This is a genomic window from Deltaproteobacteria bacterium HGW-Deltaproteobacteria-4 (genome assembly GCA_002841765.1).
Classification (GTDB): Bacteria; Desulfobacterota; Desulfuromonadia; order Desulfuromonadales; family UBA2197; genus UBA2197.
Genome location: PHAV01000025.1, coordinates 1 through 25,260, shown reverse-complemented (window position 1 = coordinate 25,260; position 25,260 = coordinate 1). Strand labels below are relative to the sequence as shown.

Here is a 25,260-nt window from a genome sequence, read left to right as displayed (position 1 = left end):
GGCAGTCGAGCACGTCTTTCGGTATGGCCATCGGTTCCTCCAGTGGTTACGGGTTGTAACCGACGATGACCATTTACACAAAGTTTTTTACACCCTCATTTCTTAAACTATGACAAATAAAATTAAATGCTGCATCAACATCAATTTTAATTCCTGCCGCTTCAAAAAATTTTGTTGTGAATTCTCTTATCCTGCTTGGTCCCCACGGCATTACCTCATAAAATTCCCAAGTTTTGTATTTATCGTTTCTACGTATTGCTTCCATTACAAAATCATTTTCAATCGCTACTATAAACTTCCATTGCGGAAAGTCTTCAGAAATATCGTTGAGAGTAGAAAGTTGATTTAAGTTTTTGATATTAATGTTATCAATAAAAATATGAACTTCACTTATGTGATTTGTTATAGAAGTTTCACTTATTTTATCTTTTACTTGTTCTTCTAACTGGTTTTTATCATGATCTTTAAATGCAAGATCTATGTAAGCAGAAATAGGACCAGATTTTTCTACGAAATAAGACTGATTAATTTTAGCTACTGAACTTTTCATTAAAACTGTTTTGCCCATATCTTTTGGTGCATAAATAAATACATGTTTAGCACTTAATTTTGTTGGATCACCTGTTATTGGTGTACTTATTTTTTTATCAGATTTCCAAGTTAGTGAAGATAGTTTTGGTGTAACTAATATAGGGTCAGGTAGATTTTGGTAAAGTGCTAACTGAGATTTTAAGGATTTTTCTATTTCAGTATTTAAAAGATTAATTTTTTGACACAGGATACTTTTAGAAAACAACATTGGTGATTTTGTTTTTAATTCGAATTCATGCTCACCATTTAGTGCATATTCTGTATCTCTATCATAAGCATTTCTACCCTTCATATATTTTTTGTATATTGCAGTTAATGTATTTTTAGATAAATCAATATTATATAAATTGTATCCAAGAAATTCATCACAATAATTATTGTATAATGATGGTGATGTAAGTAGTATTGTATTATATTGTGGCGTAATTTCACCTCTGCTAACATTTTCGTGGAGATGACCGGTTATAATTATATCAAATTGCCTTTTCAACTCTGATATTACATATCTTTGTTCATAATTACTGAACCAATCAGATGGGTGGTGCATTATTCCAATCTTTAACAAGGCGCTATCAATATTTGTAAGTACTTCTGCCACTTGATACTCTGAGATATGCAGATTATTTTTGTCATCATTCCCGGAACATAACCAGGATGAGTTTAAGATTCCTAGGCCGATAGGCATGTAATTTATATCAAACACTTTTCCTGCAAAATTTTTTTTTGGAGAATAAAATTGTTCTAAGAAATTAAAATAATTTTCCAATCTTGAGAAACCCGTTTTGTCTTTAAAGTAAGTAGATGCATCATTTTGTTCTAGCAATAATTTTTTTACACCAACATCTTCTGGAATTGATATTCTTCCTCGATCAATATCATGGTTTCCAGGTGCAAAAAATATCTTGTTTCTCGATAATTGTAACCGAGCCAACAATGGATCAAACACAATTTTTTCAGCTAACTTAAATTGGTCAGCTTTACCAGATAAAGCTATGTCTCCAGTTACAACGACTAAATCAATTTCACCTCGATACTGATCAATATCTGATAGAAATGTTTTAATTCGGAGATTAAGTTTGTCAGCGGTAGTTTCATCAGCATGAATGTCAGATATGTGCATTATTTTGACTGTGGCCTTCATAAGTTTTCTCCTGAAAAAATTGATTAAGAACAGCAACGTACCGCGTTTATCTCTCCCCTAAAAACAACAAACCGCCACGCGGCGACTGCCGGAATACCATGGGGACGTTCTTTGCTAATTTGCTAACTGCAATATTAGCAAAGCGGAATTTCATGCCACCTGCTGGAACTTGTTCTTCCCTCCGGATTTCTTCCGACGCACAACAAAAAACCGCCCGGACGGCTGTTGTCGTCGGGCGGTTCGATCGTTATCCCCTGTTGCTGCTGCTGGCGTCGGCCATGGCCATCTCCCCTGAAATCATTATAAAAATAATGGGCGCAGGCTAGCACGGCAGAGCGGCAACAACAAGGATTTTGATTCAATCCTTCCCCCCTCACCCGGCCTGCGGCCACCCTCTCCCTCATGGAGAGGGGAAACTTCGGGCAAAGCCAAAGCGGGCGAAAAATTTTTCGCCCCTACATGAAGACCATGATCTTGATCCGTTCAGATTTCTCCCCTTTCGCCGCCGCCGGAGCACGGTGGACGTTTGGTGATAAAGGCGGACAAATGTTTGAGCGCAGCGAGTTTTTGTCCGCCCGCCAAATGTCTGCCGGGCGCAGGGAACCCGCGCAGCGGGCCAGACGATGGGGTGCCTTTTCTTGCCTACTTCTTTCCGGCAAGGAAAAGAAGTAGGGCGTCGTCGGGGGCGCAACCCCCGGAACCTGTCTGGTCGGTTCAGCGCTGCGAGGGAGGGGGAAGAGACAGGAGCGGGATCGATCCTCGTGCAAAAGCGCAAGGGAAAAATCTGGCTCCCAAGGAGAGTTTGACGTTATAGTGTTCCCCCGCAAAGTCAGAGCAATTTGTCGATTCGTTGAAAAGTAGAGAGTTAATGGCCGTCGCAAGAAAAGTACAGGAAGCCCAATCGTGCTACATCACCCCGGAAGGGGTCGAACGTCTGCGTGAAGAGTTGCGCTTTCTCTGGAAGGTGGAGCGTCCCCGCGTTACCAAGGCAGTCACCGCCGCTGCCGCTGAAGGGGATCGCTCGGAGAATGCCGAATATATCTACGGTAAGAAGCGGCTGCGCGAAATCGACAGCCGCGTCCGTTTTCTCGTCAAACGCCTCGATTCCCTGACTGTGGTGGAGAACCGCGTCGGTCCGTGCGACACCATTTACTTCGGTGCCTGGGTGCGGTTGGAGGATGAAGAGGGCGAAGAGGTCGTTTACCGCGTCGTCGGGCCCGATGAGTTCGACCCGAAGCTCGGCTGGATCAGCATGGATGCGCCGATGGGGCGTGCCCTCCTCGGCAAGAAAGAGGGGGAGGAGATCTTCGTCAAGCGGCCGGTCGGCGATGCCCACTATACGGTGCTGGAGATCAGCTATCAGCCGCTTGTCCCTACGAAAGAAGAATAATCCATGAGCCGTTTTATCCTGCTCCTCTCCAGTAACGCCGGCCTCGGCTATGCACCGATCGCCTCCGGGACCTTCGGCACCCTGGCCGGGATTCCCGCTTACTGGCTCCTTGCCAAACTGCCGCCGACTCTCTGGCTGCTGACGGTCGTTGCCCTCTTCTTCCTGTCCTGCTGGGTGGCAGGCCAGGCCGGCAAGATCTACGGCGTCGTCGATGACGGCCGCATCGTCATCGATGAACTCGTCGGTTATCTGGTGACGATCGCTCTCCTCCCCTTTACCTGGAAAGCGGCGATTCTCGGCTTCTTCCTCTTCCGCTTTTTTGATATTCTCAAGCCGCAGCCGGCACGCTACTGTGATCGTCAGATCAAGAACGGTTACGGCGTCGTCCTTGACGATGTTGTCGCCGGCCTTTATGCCGCGCTGTGTCTGCGCCTGTTCCTCCACTTCTTTCCATAAACTGCTAACGAACGGTAAAACGATGCAACCATTTTCCCCGAAAATCGCCGTCCTCACCATCGGCGACGAACTTTTAAACGGCGAGATTTCCGACACTAATACCCGGCGTATTGCTCTGGCATTGGCGACGCGCGGCCTCTTTATTCGTGAAGTCATGAGTGTCGGTGATGATGAGGATTATATCTCCGAAGCACTGCAGGAGCTGAGTGCCCGCCGTCAGGTGGTGATTGTCACCGGTGGTCTCGGCCCGACACGGGACGATTTGACCGCACGCGCTGCCGCCAAGGCCTTTCGCCGTCCCCTCGCGCTCAACGATGAAGCGTTGGTGCAGATCCACGCGCATTTCAAGCGCACCGGGCGGGAGATGTATGGCGGGAATGAAAAGCAGGCGCTGCTTCCCTCCAAAGCCATCTTGATTCCTAATCCCGTCGGCTCTGCCCCCGGTTTCCGGATTCAGATGGATAATTGTACCCTCTATTTTCTTCCCGGCGTCCCGGCCGAAATGGAGCCGATGCTTGAAGCGTCGGTCCTGCCGCAGCTGCAAGCGGCCCTTCCTACCTCGACCTTTGTCGAACGGATCTTTACCCTTATCGGTGTCGCTGAGCCGCAAGTGGAGAATCTCCTGGCTGCCGCCGCGTTGCCGACGGGGGTGATGGTCGGTTTCGGCGTCACCTTCCCTTTGGTCTATCTGAAGCTGCGCGCCTGCGGGGCTGATGCCGAAGAGCTTCTCGACCGCAGTGAGCCGGTGGTGCTGCGCGCTGTCGGGGATTATCTGGTGGCGCGCAGCAAGGAGACGCTGGCGAGCGTCGTTGCCAAACTATTGCTCCGCTCCGGGGAGACCCTGGCCCTCGCCGAGTCCTGTACCGGCGGGATGATCGCCGCGCAATTGACCGATATCCCCGGGGCTTCCGCCTTTTTGGAACGCGGGGCGGTGACCTATGCCGACAAAGCCAAGGTAAGCTGGCTGAAGGTTCCGGCCTGGATGATCGAGCAGGAAGGGGCGGTGAGCGCCACGACTGCGAAGTTGATGGCACGGGGAATCCGTCGCGCTGCTGCGACCGATTTCGGACTGGCAGTCACCGGCATCGCCGGTCCGGACGGCGGCACAGCCGAGAAGCCGGTGGGGACAGTCTACATAGCCCTGGCGACGGCCGACGGCGAGCGGGTGGTCTGCCACCATTTTGGCGGGAGTCGCGACGAAATCCGCCGGCTGAGCGCCAGTCATGCCCTTGATCTCCTCCGCCGTCATCTCCTTTGTCTCTTTGATGACAATGAAGGTTCCGAATGATCTTCCCCGGCGCAATAATTCAGGGGAGAGCAGACCGCCGTCACCAAGATTCCCTTGAAATAAGCGGGATGATTATGCTATCCGTAAACGATTCAAAAACCCTTGCGCTTTGCCCCTTTCGGGTAAGGGAGCAAAGGGATTACCAACAACCGACCGGGGGTTTGACCGATGAGTGAAAACAATCGCAGCCGCGCTATTGAACTGGCCATGGGGCAGATTGAAAAGCAGTTTGGTAAAGGAAGCATCATGCGCCTCGGCGAAGATGCGGTGATCCCGGAAATTCAGTCGATCTCCACCGGCTCTTTGGCCCTCGATATCGCCCTCGGCGTTGGCGGCGTGCCGCGTGGCCGTGTCATTGAAATCTACGGCCCGGAATCGTCCGGCAAGACGACCCTGGCCCTGCACATTATTGCCGAGGCCCAGAAGAGTGGCGGGATTGCGGCTTTCATCGACGCCGAACACGCCCTTGATATCTCCTATGCCCACAAGCTCGGGGTGAAGACCGACGACCTCCTCGTTTCGCAGCCCGATACCGGCGAACAGGCCCTGGAGATCGTCGATGTCTTGGTGCGCAGCAATGCCCTCGACGTGCTGGTTATCGATTCGGTGGCAGCGCTGGTGCCGAAAGCTGAAATCGAAGGGGAGATGGGGGATGCCCATATGGGTTTGCAGGCGCGCCTCATGTCCCAGGCTCTGCGCAAGCTCACCGGGACGATCAGCAAGTCGAACTGCTGCGTCATCTTCATCAATCAGATTCGCATGAAGATCGGCGTGATGTTCGGCAATCCCGAAACCACGACCGGTGGTAACGCGTTGAAATTCTACGCCTCGGTGCGGATGGATATCCGTAAAATAGCGGCGATCAAAAATGGTCAGGATGTTGTCGGCAACCGCACCCGGGTGAAGGTGGTCAAGAACAAGGTCGCCCCTCCCTTCAAAGAGGCGGAGTTCGATATCACCTACGGCCTGGGAATCTCCCGCGTCGGCGATATTGTCGATCTTGGCTCCGAGAGTGGGGTCATCGACAAAAGCGGCGCCTGGTTCTCTTATAATGGCGAGCGCGTCGGCCAGGGGCGGGAGAATGCCAAACAGTATCTCCTTGACCATCCGGAAACCTGCGCCGCCATCGAGGCGAAGATTCTCGAACACTACGGCTTGACCGCCCGCAACCCCAAGAACGATTAGTCCCCGCGATCGGAAAAATAAACCATGCAGCTTGACGATATTCTGAAATTTGCCCGCACCGCCGGCGCTTCGGACATCCACATCAAGGCGGGACTCCCCCCGGTTTACCGCATCAGCGGCGAACTCAAACCGCTGAACAAGGCTCCGCATCTGACGCAGGAAATGACGCATGAAATGGCGTTCAAAATTATGAGCGCCAAACAGCGGCAGCGTTACGAAGATGTGCACGAGCTCGATATGGCTTACGGTGTTCCAGGGCTGGGCCGTTTCCGCGCCAATATCTTTTCGCAGCGCGGCGCCGTGTCGATGGTCTTCCGCTTTATCCCCTTTGACATCAAAAACCTTGACGACCTGATCCTGCCGCCGGTGATCAAGAAGATTATTGGCGAAAAGCGCGGATTGGTCCTGGTCACCGGCGCCACCGGTTCGGGGAAATCGACGACCCTGGCGGCGATGATCGATTATATCAATAACAATAGTACCGCGCACATCGTCACCATCGAAGATCCCATCGAATTTCTCCATCGTGATCGGCGGAGTGTTATCAATCAGCGCGAGGTCGGAACCGATACCGACAGTTACGCCAATGCCTTGAAGAGCGCACTGCGCCAGGATCCCGACGTCATTCTTCTCGGCGAGATGCGCGACATCGAGACGATGGAGATTGCCATGCACGCCGCCGAGACCGGCCATCTGGTCTTCTCAACGCTGCACACCATTGATGCCGGAGAATCGATCAACCGCGTCGTCGGCTCCTTCCCGCCGCACCATCAGCGACAGATTCGCGCCCAGCTTTCTTCGGTACTGAAAGCGGTCATTTCCCAGCGCCTCATCCCCAGGATCGACGGCAAGGGACGGGTGCCGGCGGTGGAGGTCATGGTTTCAACGGCACGGGTCCGTGAGTTGATCGATGATGCCAACAAGACCAATCTCCTCGCCGAGACGATCCAGCAGGGCTACGTCTCTTACGGAATGCAGTCCTTTGATCAGTCGCTGATGAGTCTGGTCAAGCGCAACCTTGTCTCCTTTGAGGAGGCAGTGGCCCAGTCGTCGAATCCTGACGATTTCAAACTGAAGTTCTCCGGGATCTCTTCGTCCTCCGATCTGTCGTGGGATAACTTCGATACCCCCGCGGACGAAAAAAGTGGAGTCAAAAACTAAAAGATCGAGCGCCTCTGCGGCGTATGCCGCGGCTCTGCGTCTCCTCACCCGGCGCGGCTATGCCGAGGCCGAGATCACCGGTCGTCTCGGTGACAAAGGATTCAGCGCTGAGGATACGGCGTCAGCATTGAGCCGTTGCCGCGCCCTTGGCTACCTTGACGACACGCATTTTGCCGAGCAGCGGGCCCTGGCGCTGCTGCGAAACGGTCGGGCCGTAGGGCGGCGGGCCTGTCTTGATCTGCGTCACCGCGGTATCGCTGCCGAGCTCGCCGCTGCTGCTGTCGCTGCGGCTGAGAATGAGCACCCGCCGCACGAGTTGCTGCGAGCGCAACTGGCACGACGTTACCCCCACTTCGACTATGCCACCGCCGATGCTGCCAGCCGGCGCCGAATCATCAACTTCTTTTTGCGCCGGGGATTTGAACTCCCTTTGGTGCTGAATATTTTACACGCCGAAAAGGATAATCGATCATGACCGGAAGAGAGATTCGCGCCCGTTTTCTCCACTACTTCACCGAGCGCGGACATACAGTCGTCCCCTCCTCGCCCTTGATCCCCCACAACGATCCGACCCTCCTCTTTACCAACGCCGGTATGAATCAGTTCAAGGATTGCTTCCTCGGATTGGAGAAGCGCGACTATCTCCGCGCCGCTTCGTCGCAGAAGTGCGTCCGCGCCGGCGGCAAGCATAACGATCTGGAGAATGTCGGCCGCACCGCCCGCCATCACACCTTTTTCGAGATGCTCGGCAACTTCTCCTTCGGCGATTACTTCAAGAAGGAAGCGATCGCTTATGCCTGGGAGTTTCTCACGGTCGACCTCAAGCTCGACAAGGAGCGCCTTTACGTCACGGTCTTTACCGATGACGACGAAGCCGCCGAGATCTGGCACAGCCAGGAAGGGGTGCCGCGCGAGCGCATCTACCGTTTCGGCGAAAAGGATAACTTCTGGTCGATGGGTGATACCGGCCCCTGCGGCCCTTGCACCGAGATCTTCTGGGACAACGGCCCCGAGGTCGGTTGCGGCTCCCTTGACTGTGCGGTCGGCTGCGATTGCGATCGTTACATGGAGATCTGGAATAACGTCTTCATGCAGTTTGATCGCTCCGCCGACGGCACGTTGACTCCCCTCCCGAAACCGGCCGTCGATACCGGCATGGGGCTGGAGCGGATCACCACCGTCATGCAAGGGAAAAAGTCGAACTACGACACCGACCTGTTGCAGGGGATCATTCGCTATATCGAGGAGTTAAGCGGCAAGGCCTATCGCGCCGATGCCAGGGATGATGTCTCGATGCGGGTCATCGCTGATCATCTTCGCGCCATGACTTTCCTCATCTGTGACGGGGTACTGCCGAGCAACGAAGGGCGTGGCTATGTTTTGCGCCGGATCATGCGCCGGGCCGCCCGTCATGCGCGCATGCTCGGTTTTGGCGAACCGGTCCTGTATAAGGCGGTCGACGCTGTTGTCAAGATGATGTGCGATGCCTTCCCCGAGCTCCTTGAACGGGAAACTTATGTGAAGCGGGTGGTGCGCGCCGAGGAAGAGCGCTTTATGGCGACCCTCGACAATGGTCTGCGCATCCTCAACGAAGAGATTGCCACCCTGAAAGCTGCGGGGAAGCGCGAAATCCCCGGCGACCTCCTTTTCAAGCTTTACGATACCTTCGGTTTTCCTGTCGATCTCACCGCCGATATCGTCGGCAGTGACGGCTTTGGCATCGATGAAGCCGGTTTTAACCTTTGTATGGAAGAGCAGCGCAAAAAGGCCCGTGAGCACTGGAAGGGCTCGGGGGAAGCGGCGGTTTCGACGATCTACCGCCGCCTGCGCGAAGACGGGATCAGCAGTGAATTTACCGGCTACCACGCCCTGACCGATTACGGCACCGTCCTGGCGCTGGTGCGCGGCGATCAGCAGCTCAGTGAAGCCAAAGCCGGTGAGACGGTTGAAGTCATCACTTCAGCCACCCCCTTTTACGGGGAATCGGGTGGTCAGGCCGGTGATCAGGGGGAGATCAGCTCCGGCAGCGCGCATCTGCGGGTGACCGAGACGCGGCGCCCCCTCCCCGAGATTATTGTCCACCTCTGCGAAGTCCTGTCCGGGGTGATCCGCGCGGGCGAAGCCGTCGATCTGACGGTCGCGGCTTCGGTGCGGCGCGCTTCCGCGCTAAACCATACAGCCACGCATATCCTGCAGGCAGTGCTCGGGAAGGTGTTGGGAGAGCACATTAAACAGGCTGGATCCCTGGTGACCGCAGAGCGTCTCCGCTTTGATTTTACCCACTTCTCGGCGTTGACTGCCGCAGAGTTGACGGAGATCGAGACCCGGGTCAACAGTGCCATTCGCGACAATGGCCGGGTTGAGACCCGGATCATGAGTGCTGAGACAGCGGTTGCTGCCGGCGCCACGGCCCTCTTCGGTGAAAAGTACGGGGAGACGGTGCGGGTTGTCTCGGTCGGCGATTTCAGCATGGAACTCTGCGGCGGCACTCATACTCAGGCGGCCGGCGACATCGGACTTTTCAAGATTCTCCAGGAAAGCGGCATTGCTGCCGGGGTGCGCCGTATCGAAGCGGTGACCGGTGCCCGCGCCCTGCAATCGGTGCAGGAAGAGGAGGAGACCTTGCGCCGCCTGGCCGCTATCGTCAAGAGCGACCGCGGCCAGCTCGAAGCCCGTTTGAAGAAGCTGATGGAACAACAGCGCGATCTCGAGCGCGAGGTCGAGACCTTGTCGGCGCGGCTTCATGCCGGTCGTTCGCAGGAGCTGCTGGCGCAGGTGTGTGAGGTCGCCGGTGTCAAGTTCCTAGCCGTGCAGCTTGAAGGCCTGGATGGCAAAGGCTTGCGCGAATTTTCCGATCAGCTGCGCGATCGACTCCCTTCCGGGGTGATCGTCCTCGGCTCGGCTCTGGACGGTAAGGCCAATCTCCTGGTGGCGGTGAGCAAGGATCTCCTTGGCCGCCTCAGCGCCGGCGAGCTGATCAAACCCCTCGCAGCCCAGGTCGGCGGCAAGGGAGGTGGTCGTCCCGAGCTCGCTCAGGCGGGCGGCACGGATCCCGCCGGTCTGGCCGTGGCCCTCGCCAGTGTCGGTGCTCATCTCGAAAAGAGCCTGGTCTAGCGCTGGCAGGTCTGGCAGTAAAAGATGGGGCGGGGAGGAGACATTCCCGCCGGCAGTGCTATAGTTGGTGTGAAATTTCATGAGGAGTCGCCCCCCTATGTCGATCGCAGGAACGCTGCCGGTACTGCTCATTGTCGATGATGCTGAAGTCATCTGTCAGCTCTGTGCTCAGGCCCTCACGGAATACCGGACCTTGCAGGCCGCTAACGGCCGCGCGGCGCTGGCGGTGCTGGAGAGGGAAGCGGTCGATCTCGTCCTCACTGATGTGATGATGCCGGGGATCGACGGTCTCGAACTTCTGCGCCGGATCAAAGAGCAGACTCCCAATCAGGTTGTTATTGTCATGACCGGCTTTGCCGATCGCGAAATGATTCTGCAAGCACTCAAGGCCGGCGCTGACGATTTTATTACCAAGCCGCTTAACCTTTTGCAACTGCGCAACCTGCTGCGCAAGGCCTTGGAACGTCAACAGTTACGGGAAGAACTTATCGAGCTCAAGCGCATGGATCGCTTGAAGGGTGAATTCCTCGGGCTCGTGTCACATAAACTCAAAACCCCGGTGACGTCGGTCTCGCTGTTTTTGCAAGGTCTGGCGGCCGGCTCTGTCGATCCTGACGATCCTGTTTGTCAGGAAGTTCTGGCGCTGGCCCAGGAGGAGCTGGAAAATATTCAGTTGCTGATTCGCGATCTCCTCTTTTACAGCGAGCTGATTTTACAACCGTTGCCGTTGCGCCGACGGAAGAGTTGTCCTCTCGATCTGGTCACGGATCTTCTCAAAGACCTTCTCCCCGAGGTGAGCGCGCATGGACTTGAACTGAACTTCACACCGCCAGAGTCTCTGCCACAACTCGACCTCGACCGGAAACAGTTTGACTTTATTGTGCGTGCGCTCCTGCTTAATGCGATAAAGTTTACCCCGAGCGGCGGGAGCGTGACCCTGGAGATGAACGCGACGGCCGAATTTTTTTCTCTGCGGGTCAGCGATAGCGGCGTCGGGATTGCCCCGGCCGAGATCCCTAAAATTTTCGAGAAATTTTATCAGATCGATCCCCACCACAGTGGTCAGGTGCGCGGTTTCGGCCTCGGTCTTTATTATGTGCGGGAGTTCGTCCACACGCATGGCGGCACCATTCAGGTGGTCAGTTCGCCCGGTGCCGGCACGACGGTGACCGTGACCCTGCCGTTGAGCGGAGCGGAATAATTTTGACTGATAAATAGATGGACTCTACAGCCGTGCCGGTGCTATGGCCGGCATTTTTCTTTTTTAAAGCCGGGGGGCATGGTATATAATTCCACTTTTCTGTCGGGAATTTTTTGAATCGGGGTGTGTGCGATGCAGGAATTGATCAATAAAGCCAAGGTGCTGATGGAGGCGCTGCCTTACATCAAGCGGTTCACCAATACCACGATCGTCATCAAGTACGGTGGCCACGCTATGGCGGACGAGCGGCTCAAGGAGTCCTTTGCCCAGGATATCGTCCTCCTCAAATATATCGGGCTCAATCCGGTCATCGTCCATGGCGGCGGGCCGCAGATTAACGAGACCCTCAAGAAGTACGGGATTGTCTCCGAATTCGTCCGCGGTATGCGCGTCACTGATGCCCAGACCATGGCCGTTGTCGAAATGGTGCTGGTCGGCCAGGTCAATAAGGAAGTCGTCGGATTGATCAACCGGCATGGCGGTCGCGCCGTCGGTCTCTGCGGCAAGGATGGCGAGCTCCTTCTCAGCAGGAAGCTGCTACAGGAGGTTCAGGGGGCGGCCGGCTCCGTCGAGCAACTCGATCTCGGTTTTGTCGGTGATGTCGTGCAAGTTAATCGTGAGCTTATCGAGACCCTGGAGCGCGCGCGCTTTATCCCGGTCATCGCCCCGACCGGAGTCGGAGTCGACGGCCAGAGCTACAACATCAATGCTGATGTCGTCGCCGGCCGCGTTGCCGCGGCCCTCGGTGCCGAGAAGCTCATTCTCCTCACCGATGTGCAGGGGGTGAAGAATAAGGACGGCCAGCTCCTCACCAGTATTCCGGTGGCGCAGATGCAGGCATTGATCGCTGATGGCACCATCGCCGGCGGCATGATCCCCAAGGTCGAATGCTGCGCCGAAGCCTTGGCCGGCGGCGTCAAAAAAGCCCATATCATCGACGGCCGCGTTGAGCATGCGGTGCTGCTGGAGATCTTCACCGACACCGGGATCGGCACGGAGATTGTGAAGTAGGTTTCCTGGAAGGTAAATCAAGGACTTATTGGCATAGAAATGAAGTGAGGCTGCTATGAACTCTGAAGAATGGATCGCCCGGGCCGACAAGGTCATCATGAAGACTTACGGCCGTTATCCGATTGTGCCAGTACGGGGCCTGGGGTGCGAGCTTTGGGATGCCGATGGCAAGCGCTATCTCGATTTTCTCGCCGGGGTGGCGGTGAATAACCTCGGGCATTGCCATCCGGCGATCGTCAAGGCGCTTCAGGAGCAGGCAGCAACGCTGATTCACTGCTCGAACTATTATCATATCCCCAATCAGATTGAGCTCGCCGAAGAGCTGACCCGGCGCTCCTTTGCCGATCAGGCCTTCTTCTGTAACTCCGGGGCCGAGGCAAACGAGGCGGCGATCAAGCTGGCGCGCAAATACAGCCGCGAAACTTTTGGTCCCGAGCGTTTCGAGATCGTTACCGCCGCCGACTCCTTCCATGGCCGCACCATGGCGACGGTTTCGGCGACCGGGCAGGAGAAGGTGCAGCGCTTCTTCGATCCGCTGTTGCACGGTTTCAAGCATGTCCCCTTTAACGATATCGCTGCACTGACCGCGGCGATCACCCCACAGACCTGCGCGATCATGCTTGAACCGATTCAGGGGGAAGGGGGGGTGAATATTGCTCCGCCTGCTTACTTCAAGGCGGTGCGCGAGCTCTGTGATCGCCATAACCTCCTCCTCATCTTCGACGAAGTGCAGACCGGTCTCGGCCGCACCGGAAAACTCTTTGCTCATGAACATTTCGGCATGACGCCGGATATCATGACCCTGGCCAAGGCGCTGGCTGGCGGCGCGCCGATCGGGACGATGCTGGCGACGAACAAAGTCGCGGCTTCTTTCACCCCCGGCACGCACGGCTCGACCTTCGGCGGCAATCCGCTGATGGCCGCCACCGCCCTGGCAGCGGTACGGATCCTCGGCGACCCATCTTTTCTGGCGCGGGCCACCGCCATGGGCGATTACCTCGTCGCCGAGCTGGAAAAGCTCAAAAGCCGTTTCCCGGTCATTCTCGAAGTGCGCGGCATCGGGCTGATGATCGGAGTCAATCTTGCCATCCCCGGCGCAGAGATCGTTAAAAAGGGGCATGATAAAGGACTCCTGCTCAATGTCACCCACGACACCGTCCTCCGCTTTGTGCCGCCGCTGGTGGTCAGTGAAGGGGAGATCGATGAAATGATCATGATCCTTGCCGACATCCTTCAGGAGCTGCCCGCATGACCCGTCACTTCCTTGCCCTGCATGATTATAGCAAGAGCGAACTCGATACCCTCCTCGCCTTTGCTGCCAAATTAAAGGAGCAGCAGCAGGCGCGTACGCCCCATCCTCTCCTGGCGGGGAAGACCCTGGCGATGATCTTTGAAAAGAGCTCGACGCGCACCCGCCTCTCCTTTGAAGTAGGGATCTTTCAGCTCGGCGGCCACGGCCTCTTTATCGCCCCCGGGACTTCACAGATGGGGCGGGGCGAGCCGATTTGCGACACCGCTCGTGTCCTCTCCCGTTATTGTGACGGGGTGATGATCCGCACCTTTGGCCAGGAGATTGTCGAAGAATTTGCCCGTTTTTCGACAATTCCGGTGATCAACGGTTTGACCGACCTCTTCCACCCCTGCCAGATCCTGGCCGATCTCCAAACGATTATCGAGCGCAAGGGCAGTTACGAGAATCTCGTCCACGCCTGGGTCGGCGATGGCAACAATATGGCGAATACCTGGATCGAAGCGGCGACCATCCTCGGTTTCGAACTCCGCCTTGCCTGTCCGCAGGGGTACGAGCCCGATGCCGGGGTTCTGGCCTGGGCTAAAGAGCGGGGCGGGCGGATCCTCCTCACCACCGATCCAAAAGTGGCGGTGGCCGGTGCCGACGTCATCAATACTGATGTCTGGGCGAGCATGGGGCAGGAAGCGGAGCAGAAGGCGCGGGAGATCGCCTTTGCCGGTTACTGCGTCGATGCCGGACTCCTTCGCCACGCTCATCCGGATTGCATCGTTCTGCACTGTCTTCCCGCCCATCGTGGGGAAGAGATCAGCAATGATGTCATCGAAGGGCCGCGCTCGGTGGTCTGGGATGAAGCGGAGAACCGTCTCCATATTCAGAAAGCGATTATGGCCCGGCTGATGGCCTGATTGATCACGAAAGAAATTGATGTTACTGACTTGTCCCCACTGCGGCTTCAGCCGCGAAATTCCCGAAGAGCAGACTACGGCAACAACGCCGGTGAATGTTCAGTGCCCGGGTTGCCATGAGCTCTTTGTCTTTGATCCGCTGCAGAGCGCCGCGCCCAACGGGGAAGAAGCGCCGGGCGCGCCGGATTTCGTCTTTAAACCGCGGGCAGTGGCCGAGGCTGACCTCCCCAAGGCGGGGTTCTGGATCCGCGCGGCCGCGGCCTTTGTCGATTCCCTGATCTCCGGAGCCCTGCAGGGGGTTATCCTCTTCCTCTTCGCCGGGCTCTTGAACCTCCTTCTGCACGGTTACGACAGTGACTCGATGGTGATGGTCTGTCTTGCCTGGCTGCTGGGGAGTGCAGTCGGTGCCGTCTATTATGTCTACTTTACCGCTTTTGGCGGGCAGACGCCGGGAAAGATGGCGTTGCGTATCAAGGTGGTGCGTACCGACAGCTCTTCTCTGACCCTGGGCCGGGCTTTTTATCGGGAAATCATCGGCAAGTTCGTTTCGGGGATTATCCTCGGCATCGGCTACCTGATGATCGCCTTTGATGACAAGAAGCAGGGATTGCACGACCGCATGGCTGATACCTATGTGGTGCGATTGGATAGTAGAAATAACCGGCCGTAGAGATTTGGTAAATTTCAGGTAGATCCATCTAAAAAAGGGCTTTCGCCCCATCTATTCAAGTAAAAGGAGTCCATCATGGCAAAAAAAACCGGCGTCAAGAAGGTCGTTCTCGCCTATTCCGGAGGGCTTGACACCTCCATCATCCTCAAATGGCTGACCGAAGAATACGATACCGAAGTCATCGCTTACTCCGCTGACCTCGGTCAGGGAGAAGAGCTCGATCATATCCCCGAGAAGGCGAAGGCGACCGGCGCCAGCAAGGGCTATGTTGTCGATCTCAAGGAAGAATTTGCTCGCGACTTTGTCTTCCCGATGTTCCGCGCCAACGCCATCTACGAAGGGCGCTACTTCCTCGGCACCTCCATCGCCCGGCCGCTCATCGCCAAGGCGCAGATGGAGATCGCCAAGCAGGAAGGGGCCGACGCAGTGTCGCACGGTGCCACCGGCAAGGGGAACGACCAGGTCCGCTTCGAGATCGGCTACTACCACTTCGATCCGGCGATCAAGGTCATTGCTCCCTGGCGCGAGTGGACGATGAAGAGCCGTACCGATCTTGAAAACTACGCCAAAAAGCACGGCATTCCCGTCCCGACCAGCAAGAAATTTCCGTGGAGCTCCGACCGCAATCTCCTCCATATCTCCTTCGAAGGGGATGTCCTCGAAAATCCCTGGGCCGAGGCGCCGGAAGAGATGTATGTCCTCACCGTCCGCCCCGAAGATGCCCCGGATCAGCCGGAGTACGTTGAAGTTACCTTTGAAAAGGGGGATGCGGTTGCCGTCAATGGCGAGCGTCTCTCCCCGGCCAACCTCCTTGCCAAGCTCAACACCTTTGGTGGCCGGCACGGTATCGGCCGCGTCGATCTCCTCGAAAACCGTTATGTCGGCATGAAGAGTCGCGGCGTTTATGAAACCCCGGGCGGGACGATCCTCGAAGAAGCGCACCGCGCCGTCGAATCGATCACCATGGACCGCGAAGTCATGCATCTGCGCGACTCCCTGGTCAGCCGTTACGCCGACATGGTCTACAACGGCTACTGGTTCGCCCCGGAGCGCCGTGTTCTCCAGGCCCTTATTGACGAAAGCCAGACCACGGTCAACGGTATCGCCCGGATCAAGCTTTACAAAGGGCACTGCCGCGTCGTCGGCCGGGATTCGACCAGCGATTCCCTCTTCAACGTCGATTTCGCCACCTTCGAAAAGGATGATGTCTACAACCAGGCCGACGCCGAGGGCTTCATCAAACTCAACGCCCTGCGCCTGCGCATCGCCGCCATTCAGCGCGCCAACAGCAAGTAAGCCTGAGACAAAGGAGACCGGGGGCGCAGGGTGCTGCGCCCCCGGTGGATTGATACCGATTGCCGAAACGGATTAAAACTTCAGTCGTTGCCTGTATCATCGATCATGATGACCGCGTTCTTTTGACCCGCCGGAGTGTGCGCCCCTTTCATGGTCTGTGGATCATGCCCGGCGGCAAGATCGAACATGGGGAAGGGATTCTTGCCGCCCTGCACCGGGAGGTGCGGGAGGAAGTCGGCATTGAAATCCTGTCTGCCGGGTTGATCGATGTTTATGAACATGTCGCCAACGCCGAGAATCCCGATCATTTTGTTATTCTTTATTATCGTGCTTCGCCGTTAAGTTTTGATTTGCACCCGGACGGGATCGAGTGCAGTGAAGCGATCTGGTGCACGGCCGCCGCCCTGCCGGACTACGAGCTGGCGCCGGGGACCGGCTATATTCTGCGCAAAATCTTTCCTCAGTTATCCTGGCCGGTAGTCACAGAGGGTGCAGGAATCTGTTCCATAGAAGATCCTCTGGCCTGTGTCCCCCATGAGGTGAAATAGTCAGCGTGCGGATCGTCGAGAAAGAGATCGCCATTGAAATTCCGCGCGGCCACCATCAGCACGTGATGATCGCGCAACTGCCGACCCGTCTGGAAATCGGCGAGGTCGGCTACCGGATCAGTGCTCCCGAGGAGCAGTGGGCGCAGGTGCGCTCGGTTCTCGATCTGGTTGCCGCCGGCGAGGGGAACCTCAAAAAGCTGCACTTCCTGCTCTTCCCCGAAGCGATCCTGCCGGTGCAGTATCTTGATACCGCGCTTGCTCACATTGCCGAAAGATTCCGTGAAAATACCGTCACCGTCTTCGGCGTGGAACATCAGCGCCTGGCGGATTACCGGATATTGCTTCAACGCTGGCCCGAGGATAATGCCGAAGCGTTAACTTCGGTTCTGACCGATCTTGACGCTGGTAATGTTGACGACATTCCGGTGAACTGGTGCGTGATTGCCGTTAAAGAGTCGAATGGCCGGTTGCGGGTCTTTCTCGAAGCCAAAAGTCACCCCTTCTTTGGCGAAGAGACGGTCGATCCCTTTCACGATCTGTATCGCGGCAAGATCTTCCCTCTTTTTCGCTGTCGGCCGACCTGCTTCAACTTCATGACCCTGATCTGTCTCGATTATATTTACCGTGACCTGTACGCTTCGAATATCAGCACGATCATTGAACGCGCCAATGAGCTCTTCTTTGAGACCCGGCAGCGCCTTGATCTCCTCGCCGTCATCGAGTGCAACCCCAAGCCCGAGCATCCCGCCTTTCGTGATGTGGTCAACGGCTTTTACGGCGAATATCTTTCCTATACGCCGGGGGTTCGCGATACCATCACCCTCTTCTGCAACACCTCGGCCGAGAGTCAGTGCCGGGGCTTGCGAGGCGACACCCATTTCGGTCATTCGGCAGTGGTGATTCACCGAAGTCATAAACTGGAGAAGAGGGAACAGGGGGAATTCAGCAGCGATGATTTTGGCGGTCTGCCAATCTGCCGACTGCGTTTTGGTGATCAGACCCGTCTTTACTACTTTAATCTGCCCCTTTTCCACGAGCTTGACCCCCGCACCACCCGCGTGCCGCTCAAGCTGCACAGTATCTTTCGCCCCGGCGCCGATGGTTGCTGGCGGCAACTTCTGGAAAAGGATTTGAGCTCCGGCCTTGCGCCGACAGCAGAATCACTTAAGGAGAGTTATGAGTCAGGATAAACTCTGGGGCGGCCGCTTCAATCAGCCGACCAACAAATTCGTCGAAGAATTCACCGCTTCGATCAACTTCGACCAGCGGATGTACCGTTATGATATTGCAGGCTCCATTGCCCACTGCAAGATGCTGGCAAAGCAGGCGATTATCAGCAACGAGGAGTCGGCAGTCATCATCGCCGGGCTCGAAGGGATTCTGGCTGATATCGAAGCCGGCAACTTCGAATTCAAGGTCAGCCTCGAAGATATCCACATGAATATCGAGGCGCGTTTGACCGAGCGCATCGGTCCGGTCGGCGGCAAGCTGCACACCGCCCGCTCGCGCAACGATCAGGTTGCCCTCGATGTCCGCCTTTATCTGCGCGACGAAGTGGCGGCGGTGCTGAGCTATCTCGACCAGTTGCAGGAGTCGCTCCTGGGGCAGGCCGAAGCCAATCTTGACACGATCATGCCCGGCTTCACCCACCTGCAGACCGCGCAGCCGATCCTCTTTAGTCACCACATGCTCGCTTATTTCGAGATGATCAAGCGCGATGCGAGCCGCTTTGCTGATTGCGGCGAACGCCTCAATTTCCTCCCCCTCGGGGCCGGGGCGCTGGCGGGGACCACTTTCCCGATCGATCGCGAGTATGTTGCCGAACTCCTCGGCTTTAGCGGCGTCACCCGCAACTCCCTCGATTCGGTCTCGGATCGCGATTTCGCCATCGAATTCTGCGCGGTGAGTTCGATCCTGATGATGCACCTGTCGCGCCTCTCCGAAGAGCTGATCCTGTGGTCGACCGCCGATTTCAACTTCATCGAGCTCACCGATGCTTTCTGCACCGGCTCGTCGATCATGCCGCAGAAAAAGAATCCCGATGTCCCCGAACTGGTGCGCGGCAAGACCGGCCGGGTTTACGGCAATCTCCTCAGCCTCCTCACTTTGATGAAGTCACTCCCCCTCGCTTACAACAAGGATATGCAGGAAGACAAAGAGCCACTCTTCGACACCATCGACACGGTGAAGGGGAGTTTGAAGGTCTTTGCCGAGATGATCGCCCTGATGAAGGTGAAGGCTGCGCCGATGCGTCTGGCCGCCGGTCGTGGCTATTCGACCGCCACCGATGTGGCCGACTACTGCGTGCGCAAGGGCCTCCCTTTCCGCCAGGCGCACGAGGTCGTCGGCAAGACCGTCCGTTACTGTATCGAAAATAACAAGGAGATTGACGAGCTCACCCTTGACGAATTTCGCGCCTTCTCGCCGTTGATCGACAGCGATATTTACGCCCATGTCACCCTCGAAGCTTCGGTCAATGCCCGCAGCGCCACCGGCGGCACGGCGCGGGTGGCGGTCGAGCGGGAGATTGCCCGGGCTCGGGCCGAGCGGCAGAAATGAAGATGCGTCTTTTGAGGCGGGCACGACATGTCGTGCCCCTGCAGATTTTGCTGTTGATTCTTCTGGTCGTCCTTCCTGCCTGCGGCAAGAAGGGGCCGGTGCGCCCTCTCCTGAAGGCCGAGCCAGCCGCACCGGGGCGGCCGGAAGCGCGGCAGATCGGCGGATCGATCCTCCTGTATGTCGACCTTCCCGAGAGAAATCTCGACGGTACGCCTCTCACTGACCTCAGCGAACTGCGAATATTCCGGCGTGAAACCGCTGACGGAGTCTGTGCCGAATGCGACGAGCCGACACAGCTGTGGCGGAGCATCGATCCCTTGGCGGTTTCCCGCGACGGGCAGCGGCTGATCATTCGTGACGATGATGTCCGGCCCGGCTACGGCTACCGCTATCGTCTCGTCCCGGTCACCAGTCGCGGCCTGACCGGCGCTGCCGCGTCACTGGCGCGGCAGATGCACCCCTTCCCGCCGGCGCCGCAGGGATTGACGGCAACCGGTTACGATCGCCTGGTGCGCCTGCAATGGACGCTCGATCCGGAGCTGGCGCCGGGTTGGACCTTTCTCGGTTGCCAGGTCTACCGGAGCAGCGGCGATGCCCCTTTCGGGCTGACCCCTTTGTCCTCCCGGTTGGTGCAAGGGGGGAAATATGAGGATCTCGGCCCCCTGAATGGTATTCTTTATCGTTATCAATTGCGCTGTCTGGCAGAACAAAACGGCACCATCGTCGACAGCTCTCCGTCGGCCGTTGTCACCGCTACACCGCAGGCAGAATAGGGTGGAACAAGTCGGAAGCAAGGGAACACGCTTTGACTTTCGCTTGGAGGTGTGTTACCAATAATCCTCATTTTTACCCCTATCCCGCCTGAAAATCAGGCTATTTTACTGATAAAACCGTTTTTCGGAGGTTTCTATGTTCAAAGGATCTATGGTTGCCCTCGTTACCCCTTTTGATGCGGAAGGGCGCTTCGAGGAAGAAGTTTATCGCCAGCTCGTCGAATTCCAGATCGAGAACGGCACCGATGCCATCATCCCCTGCGGCACCACCGGTGAATCCGCCACCCTCGATTATGAGGAGCATGACCGGGTGATCCGCGTCTGTATCGAGCAGGTCAAGGGGCGGATTCCGGTTATCGCCGGCACCGGCTCCAACTCGACAGCCGAAGCGATCGAACTGTCGCAGCATGCCAAAGAGATGGGGGCGGACGGTGTCCTCCTCGTCTCCCCTTATTACAACAAGCCGACGCAGGAAGGGCTGTACCAGCACTACAAAAAGATTGCCGAAACGGTCGCTCTCCCTCAGGTCCTTTACAATGTCCCCGGCCGCACCGGCATGAATATGGAAGCGCAGACGACCATCCGCCTTGCCGAATTTGCCAATATCGTCGCGATCAAGGAAGCCTCGGGGAGTGTCACCCAGGCGAGCGAGATCATCGCCGCGGCCGCCGACAAGATCGACGTCATCTCCGGCGACGACTTCCTCACCCTGCCGCTGATGGCGTGCGGCGCCACCGGTATTATCTCCGTCACCGCCAATATCGCCCCGAAGCAGGTCAAGGCGATGGTTGCGGCGATCAATGCCGGCAACTGGACCGAGGCGAAACGCTTGCATTTGCAACTCCTCGATCTCCATCAGGCGATGTTCATTGAAAGCAATCCGGTGCCGGTCAAGACCTCGCTGGAGTTGATGGGGAAGATCGCTGCCCACGTCCGTCTCCCCCTCGTGCCGATGCAGGCCGCGACCCTGGCGAAGCTCACCGCCGTCCTCAAGAAGCAGGGATTGATATGATCAAAATTGCCGTCATCGGCGCCGCCGGCCGCATGGGCGGCCGGATCATCACCGCCATCAAGGAGGCCGAAGGGGTGACCCTCGCCGGCGCCACCGAGCGCGCCGGCCATGACGCCATCGGCCAGGATGCCGGCAGTGTCGCCGGTTGCGGCCCCCTCGGTGTCACCATCACCGACTCCCTCGCGAGCGCCCTGAGCAGCGCCGATCTCCTCATCGACTTCACCTTCCCCGAGGTCACCCTGGAGAATATCAAGGTCTGCGCCGCCCTCGGCAAGGGGATCGTCATCGGTTCGACCGGTTTCACCCCGGCGCAGCGCGACGAAGTGAAGAAGTTCGCCGCGCAGATCCCGGTCGTCCTTGCCCCCAACATGTCCGTCGGCGTCAATCTCTGTTTCAAGCTCCTCAAGGATGTTGCTGCCACCCTCGGCGACGACTTTGATGTCGAGATTGTCGAACTCCATCACAATAAGAAGAAGGACTCTCCCTCCGGCACCGCCGTGCGCATGGGCGAGGTCGTTGCCGAAGCATTGGGGCGCGACTACAACCAGGTCGCCAACTTCCACCGTGAAGGGATGTGCGGCGAGCGGAGCAAAGAGGAGATCGGCATGCAGACGGTGCGCGGCGGCGATATCGTCGGCGAGCACACCGTCTACTTCATCGGCATGGGCGAGCGGATCGAGATAACCCACCGGGCTATGAGCCGCGACATGTTCGCGCGCGGCGCCGTTCGCGCCGCCGGCTGGCTCGGCGGCAAACCGTCTGGCTTCTACGATATGCAGGATGTCCTCGGCCTGAAATAAACAAATCGCCTCACGCAACGACGCGACGACGCAACGTAAGTCAAAACAAAGCCCTTCGGACTTTTAGGGTTTTCGTTGCGTCGTAGCGTCGTTGCGTGAAACAGCCTTCCGTTTTCGATAATCTTTTATTTGGAGGAATTAAATACAAATGGCCAAGATCAACGACAACTACCTCAAACTCAAAGCCGGTTACCTCTTCCCCGAGATCGGCCGCCGCGTCCGTGAATTCGCCGCCGCCAATCCTGAAGCCAAGGTCATCCGCCTCGGCATCGGCGACGTCACCCGCCCCCTCGCCCCGACCGTCCTCAAGGCCTTCCACGCTGCCGTCGACGATCTCGGCACCACCGACCAGTTCGCCGGCTATGGTCCGGAGCAGGGGTATGACTGGCTGATCAACACCATCATCGACAAGTCGTACAAGCCTCTCGGCGTCGAGCTTAAGACCTCCGAGATGTTCATCTCCGACGGCTCCAAGTGCGATTGCGCCAACATCCTCGACATCTTCGCCCTCGACAACGTCGTCGCCATCGGCGATCCGGTCTATCCGGTCTACAACGACACCAACGTCATGGTCGGCCGCACCGGCGAAGCGAACGAGAAGGGCTACTACGAAAATATCGTCTACCTCCCCTGCACAGAAGCGAACAACTTCAATCCGGCGTTGCCGACGCAGAAGGTCGACATCATCTATCTCTGCTTCCCCAACAACCCGACCGGCACCGTCGCCTCCAAGGCCGAGCTCAAGAAGTGGGTCGACTACGCCCTCGCCAACGACTGCGTGATCTTCTTCGACGCCGCCTACGAGGCCTTCATCACCAACCCCGAGATCCCGCACTCCATCTACGAGATCGAAGGGGCCAAGCAGTGCGCCATCGAGTTCCGCTCTTTCTCCAAGACTGCCGGCTTCACCGGCGTCCGCTGCGGCCTGGTGGTCGTGCCGGAAGAGGTCATGGGGACGACAACGACCGGCGAGAAGTACTCCTTCAACAAGCTCTGGAACCGCCGCGTCAGCACCAAGTTCAACGGCGCCTCCTATCCGGTGCAGCGCGCCGCTGCCGCCGTCTACTCCGAGCAGGGGTGGAAGGAGACCAAGGAGATCATCGACTACTACATGGAGAATGCCCGCCTCATCCGTGAAGGGTTGCGAGAAGTCGGGGTCATTTGCTACGGCGGCGTGGATGCACCCTACATTTGGCTGAAGACGCCGGGCGGCATGAGCTCTTGGGACTTTTTCGACAAACTTCTCACCGAGTGCAACGTCGTCGGCACGCCGGGCTCTGGCTTCGGCCCGAGCGGCGAAGGGTTCTTCCGGCTGTCGGCTTTCGGCCATCGCGAGAATGTGATCGAGGCGGTGGAGCGGATCAAGAAGAACCTGAAGTAGAGAAGAAGGGCGCCCATTGCGGCGCCCTTTGTTTTTGCGGCCAAAATTTTATTTGATTTGTCTCCGTGCCGTGCTATCGTTTTCTGGCTAGACTGTCTAGGTTAATGTCGGAGGATAGAATGAAAGCTAACAAGACGGATCGCCCTCCCCATGATCGGGAGTGGCAGCTACAGGAAGCCAAGAACCGCTTGAGCCAGGTGGTGAACTCGGCCCTGCATGATGGCCCCCAGACGATAACGTTGCGGGGCAAGCCCGCCGCCGTGGTGGTCTCTTTCGAGGAATATCGCCAGCTGACTCTGCCGCGCACCGGGTTGTCACAGTTTTTCCGGCAATCCCCCCTGCATGCTGTCGAACTCGATATTGGTCGTAGCGCTGACCTACCCCGCGAGGTGGAGTTGTGAAGTATCTGCTCGATACCTGTCTGATCTCCGAACTGGTCAAGAAGGAGCCGAATCCGGCCGTGGTGAGCTGGCTGGACGATGAGGATGAACAGAAGCTTTTTCTGAGTGTGCTGAATCTGGGTGAGCTGCAGAAAGGGATCAGCAAACTCCCGGACGGCGCCAAAAAGGAGGAGCTGCAGGCGTGGGTGGCCCTCGATCTGGTGGAGCGGTTTGCCGGCCGTATTCTTGATATCGATCTGGAAACGGCGGTTACCTGGGGACGGCTTCAGGGAGAGGCGGAACAGGCTGGTGAGAAGTTGCCGGTCATGGATTCGCTCATTGCCGCCACTGCTGCGGCCCATGGTCTGGTGGTGGTCACCCGTAATGTCCGGGATATGGAGAGGTGCAAGGCGCGGGTTATTAATCCGTGGACATGAAGAATCAGAGAAATACGGGCAGTGTCCCTTATTCCCTTCTAATTCCCTTGAAGTAGGTTTGAATGCAAACGGCGGCCGCGAGGCTGCCGTTTGCATTTGGCTCAATAACTTCGCCGGCTTGACAGTTGCCGTTGAGACAGAGTACAAAGCTGTGTGTTTTTTCATACGCCTGGCTTCGGGGCGGGGTGAGAGAGGGATTGGGATGAAGGGTATATTGAGGAAATTTGAACGCCGCCGGGTCAGCAAAAGCTGATCAGCGGCGTTTTATGTATAGAAAGATTAGAAAATCTGGGTAGTTTCCCTTATAGCTGATAGGCATATAAATGATAATCACATATCCCATACATAATCTTTCTGAGAACGAATTTGAAGATATGGTTGTAATGATATGCCAGAAAATTCTGGGGATAGGTGTTGTCAATTTTGCTGCGGGTCCAGACGGCGGTCGAGATGCGAGATTTGATGGTAAGGCAGAGAAATTTCCTTCAAGTTCTCAACCGTGGAAGGGGAAATTCATAGTTCAGGCAAAACATGCTTCAAGCCCGATTGATTCATGCTCCTCAACTGCGTTCAAAAGGCAATTGAAAGATGAATATCCGAAAATTCAGAAGTGAGGGTGTAAAAAACTTTGTGTAAATGGTCATCGTCGGTTACAACCCGTAACCACTGGAGGAACCGATGGCCATACCGAAAGACGTGCTCGACTGCC

The 25,260-nt window shown here is 56.5% G+C and carries 26 protein-coding genes; 25 read left to right on the top strand and 1 reads right to left on the bottom strand.

Annotation, left to right across the window (positions count from 1 at the left end):
• Nucleotides 1-73: 73 nt before the first annotated feature.
• The gene (locus CVU69_13440; GenBank protein ID PKN11281.1) at nucleotides 74-1,732 is read right to left on the bottom strand and encodes a hypothetical protein; all 1,659 of its coding nucleotides are present in this window, start codon (nucleotides 1,730-1,732) and stop codon (nucleotides 74-76) included.
• A 98-nt stretch (nucleotides 1,733-1,830) separates the two neighbouring features.
• On the opposite strand from CVU69_13440, the gene CVU69_13435 reads away from it, so the two are divergent.
• The 25 genes from CVU69_13435 to CVU69_13315 all read left to right on the top strand — a co-directional run bounded on the left by CVU69_13435 (nucleotide 1,831) and on the right by CVU69_13315 (nucleotide 24,551).
• Complete coding sequence (locus CVU69_13435) at nucleotides 1,831-2,058, top strand: hypothetical protein (GenBank protein PKN11280.1); 228 nt, start codon at nucleotides 1,831-1,833, stop codon at nucleotides 2,056-2,058.
• 142 nt (nucleotides 2,059-2,200) lie between these two features.
• Nucleotides 2,201-2,404: a hypothetical protein gene (locus CVU69_13430; GenBank protein ID PKN11279.1), complete on the top strand. Its 204-nt coding sequence runs from the start codon at nucleotides 2,201-2,203 to the stop codon at nucleotides 2,402-2,404.
• 196 nt (nucleotides 2,405-2,600) lie between these two features.
• On the top strand, nucleotides 2,601-3,122 hold the full coding sequence (locus CVU69_13425; protein PKN11278.1) for a transcription elongation factor GreB: 522 nt from the start codon (nucleotides 2,601-2,603) through the stop codon (nucleotides 3,120-3,122).
• Nucleotides 3,123-3,125: 3 nt separating this feature from the next.
• The gene (locus CVU69_13420) at nucleotides 3,126-3,578 is read left to right on the top strand and encodes a phosphatidylglycerophosphatase A (GenBank protein ID PKN11277.1); all 453 of its coding nucleotides are present in this window, start codon (nucleotides 3,126-3,128) and stop codon (nucleotides 3,576-3,578) included.
• Between the two features lie 22 nt (nucleotides 3,579-3,600).
• Nucleotides 3,601-4,866, top strand: a complete 1,266-nt coding sequence (locus tag CVU69_13415; protein ID PKN11276.1) for a damage-inducible protein CinA — start codon at nucleotides 3,601-3,603, stop codon at nucleotides 4,864-4,866.
• A complete protein-coding gene (locus tag CVU69_13410; GenBank protein PKN11275.1) occupies nucleotides 4,863-5,042 on the top strand; it encodes a hypothetical protein in 180 nt (59 codons plus the stop codon). The genes CVU69_13415 and CVU69_13410 overlap by 4 nt, the downstream gene beginning before the upstream one ends.
• Nucleotides 5,035-6,051, top strand: coding sequence for a recombinase RecA (gene recA / locus CVU69_13405; protein ID PKN11274.1), 1,017 nt, complete (start codon nucleotides 5,035-5,037; stop codon nucleotides 6,049-6,051). The genes CVU69_13410 and recA overlap by 8 nt, the downstream gene beginning before the upstream one ends.
• Nucleotides 6,052-6,075: 24 nt before the next feature.
• Nucleotides 6,076-7,212: a type IV pili twitching motility protein PilT gene (locus CVU69_13400; GenBank protein PKN11273.1), complete on the top strand. Its 1,137-nt coding sequence runs from the start codon at nucleotides 6,076-6,078 to the stop codon at nucleotides 7,210-7,212.
• Complete coding sequence (locus CVU69_13395; protein PKN11272.1) at nucleotides 7,154-7,687, top strand: hypothetical protein; 534 nt, start codon at nucleotides 7,154-7,156, stop codon at nucleotides 7,685-7,687. The genes CVU69_13400 and CVU69_13395 overlap by 59 nt, the downstream gene beginning before the upstream one ends.
• Nucleotides 7,684-10,326, top strand: coding sequence for an alanine--tRNA ligase (locus tag CVU69_13390; protein ID PKN11271.1), 2,643 nt, complete (start codon nucleotides 7,684-7,686; stop codon nucleotides 10,324-10,326). The genes CVU69_13395 and CVU69_13390 overlap by 4 nt, the downstream gene beginning before the upstream one ends.
• A gap of 79 nt (nucleotides 10,327-10,405) precedes the next feature.
• On the top strand, nucleotides 10,406-11,527 hold the full coding sequence (locus tag CVU69_13385) for a hybrid sensor histidine kinase/response regulator (protein ID PKN11270.1): 1,122 nt from the start codon (nucleotides 10,406-10,408) through the stop codon (nucleotides 11,525-11,527).
• Nucleotides 11,528-11,659: 132 nt separating this feature from the next.
• The gene (gene argB, locus CVU69_13380) at nucleotides 11,660-12,538 is read left to right on the top strand and encodes an acetylglutamate kinase (protein PKN11269.1); all 879 of its coding nucleotides are present in this window, start codon (nucleotides 11,660-11,662) and stop codon (nucleotides 12,536-12,538) included.
• 55 nt (nucleotides 12,539-12,593) lie between these two features.
• Nucleotides 12,594-13,790 carry an acetylornithine transaminase gene (locus CVU69_13375; protein PKN11268.1) on the top strand — a complete coding sequence of 399 codons (1,197 nt, stop codon included), beginning with the start codon at nucleotides 12,594-12,596 and terminating at the stop codon, nucleotides 13,788-13,790.
• Nucleotides 13,787-14,695: an ornithine carbamoyltransferase gene (gene argF / locus CVU69_13370; GenBank protein PKN11267.1), complete on the top strand. Its 909-nt coding sequence runs from the start codon at nucleotides 13,787-13,789 to the stop codon at nucleotides 14,693-14,695. Before CVU69_13375 ends, argF begins: the two co-directional genes overlap by 4 nt.
• 19 nt (nucleotides 14,696-14,714) lie before the next feature.
• Nucleotides 14,715-15,365 (top strand): hypothetical protein, encoded by a 651-nt coding sequence (locus CVU69_13365; GenBank protein ID PKN11266.1) that lies wholly within the window; start codon nucleotides 14,715-14,717, stop codon nucleotides 15,363-15,365.
• Between the two features lie 75 nt (nucleotides 15,366-15,440).
• Complete coding sequence (locus CVU69_13360; protein ID PKN11265.1) at nucleotides 15,441-16,661, top strand: argininosuccinate synthase; 1,221 nt, start codon at nucleotides 15,441-15,443, stop codon at nucleotides 16,659-16,661.
• Between the two features lie 59 nt (nucleotides 16,662-16,720).
• A complete protein-coding gene (locus CVU69_13355) occupies nucleotides 16,721-17,209 on the top strand; it encodes a DNA mismatch repair protein MutT (GenBank protein ID PKN11264.1) in 489 nt (162 codons plus the stop codon).
• A 5-nt stretch (nucleotides 17,210-17,214) separates the two neighbouring features.
• Nucleotides 17,215-18,399 carry a hypothetical protein gene (locus tag CVU69_13350; GenBank protein PKN11263.1) on the top strand — a complete coding sequence of 395 codons (1,185 nt, stop codon included), beginning with the start codon at nucleotides 17,215-17,217 and terminating at the stop codon, nucleotides 18,397-18,399.
• A complete protein-coding gene (gene argH / locus CVU69_13345) occupies nucleotides 18,386-19,768 on the top strand; it encodes an argininosuccinate lyase (GenBank protein PKN11262.1) in 1,383 nt (460 codons plus the stop codon). Before CVU69_13350 ends, argH begins: the two co-directional genes overlap by 14 nt.
• Entirely contained in the window at nucleotides 19,765-20,541 is a 777-nt protein-coding gene (locus tag CVU69_13340) for a hypothetical protein (GenBank protein PKN11261.1), read from the top strand. Before argH ends, CVU69_13340 begins: the two co-directional genes overlap by 4 nt.
• 136 nt (nucleotides 20,542-20,677) lie before the next feature.
• On the top strand, nucleotides 20,678-21,553 hold the full coding sequence (locus tag CVU69_13335) for a 4-hydroxy-tetrahydrodipicolinate synthase (GenBank protein PKN11260.1): 876 nt from the start codon (nucleotides 20,678-20,680) through the stop codon (nucleotides 21,551-21,553).
• Nucleotides 21,550-22,353 carry a 4-hydroxy-tetrahydrodipicolinate reductase gene (locus CVU69_13330; GenBank protein ID PKN11259.1) on the top strand — a complete coding sequence of 268 codons (804 nt, stop codon included), beginning with the start codon at nucleotides 21,550-21,552 and terminating at the stop codon, nucleotides 22,351-22,353. Before CVU69_13335 ends, CVU69_13330 begins: the two co-directional genes overlap by 4 nt.
• Nucleotides 22,354-22,501: 148 nt before the next feature.
• Nucleotides 22,502-23,734, top strand: coding sequence for an LL-diaminopimelate aminotransferase (locus CVU69_13325; protein PKN11258.1), 1,233 nt, complete (start codon nucleotides 22,502-22,504; stop codon nucleotides 23,732-23,734).
• Nucleotides 23,735-23,853: 119 nt separating this feature from the next.
• The gene (locus tag CVU69_13320) at nucleotides 23,854-24,135 is read left to right on the top strand and encodes a type II toxin-antitoxin system prevent-host-death family antitoxin (GenBank protein PKN11257.1); all 282 of its coding nucleotides are present in this window, start codon (nucleotides 23,854-23,856) and stop codon (nucleotides 24,133-24,135) included.
• Nucleotides 24,132-24,551, top strand: coding sequence for a VapC toxin family PIN domain ribonuclease (locus CVU69_13315; protein ID PKN11256.1), 420 nt, complete (start codon nucleotides 24,132-24,134; stop codon nucleotides 24,549-24,551). The genes CVU69_13320 and CVU69_13315 overlap by 4 nt, the downstream gene beginning before the upstream one ends.
• The last annotated feature ends 709 nt before the right edge of the window (nucleotides 24,552-25,260 follow it).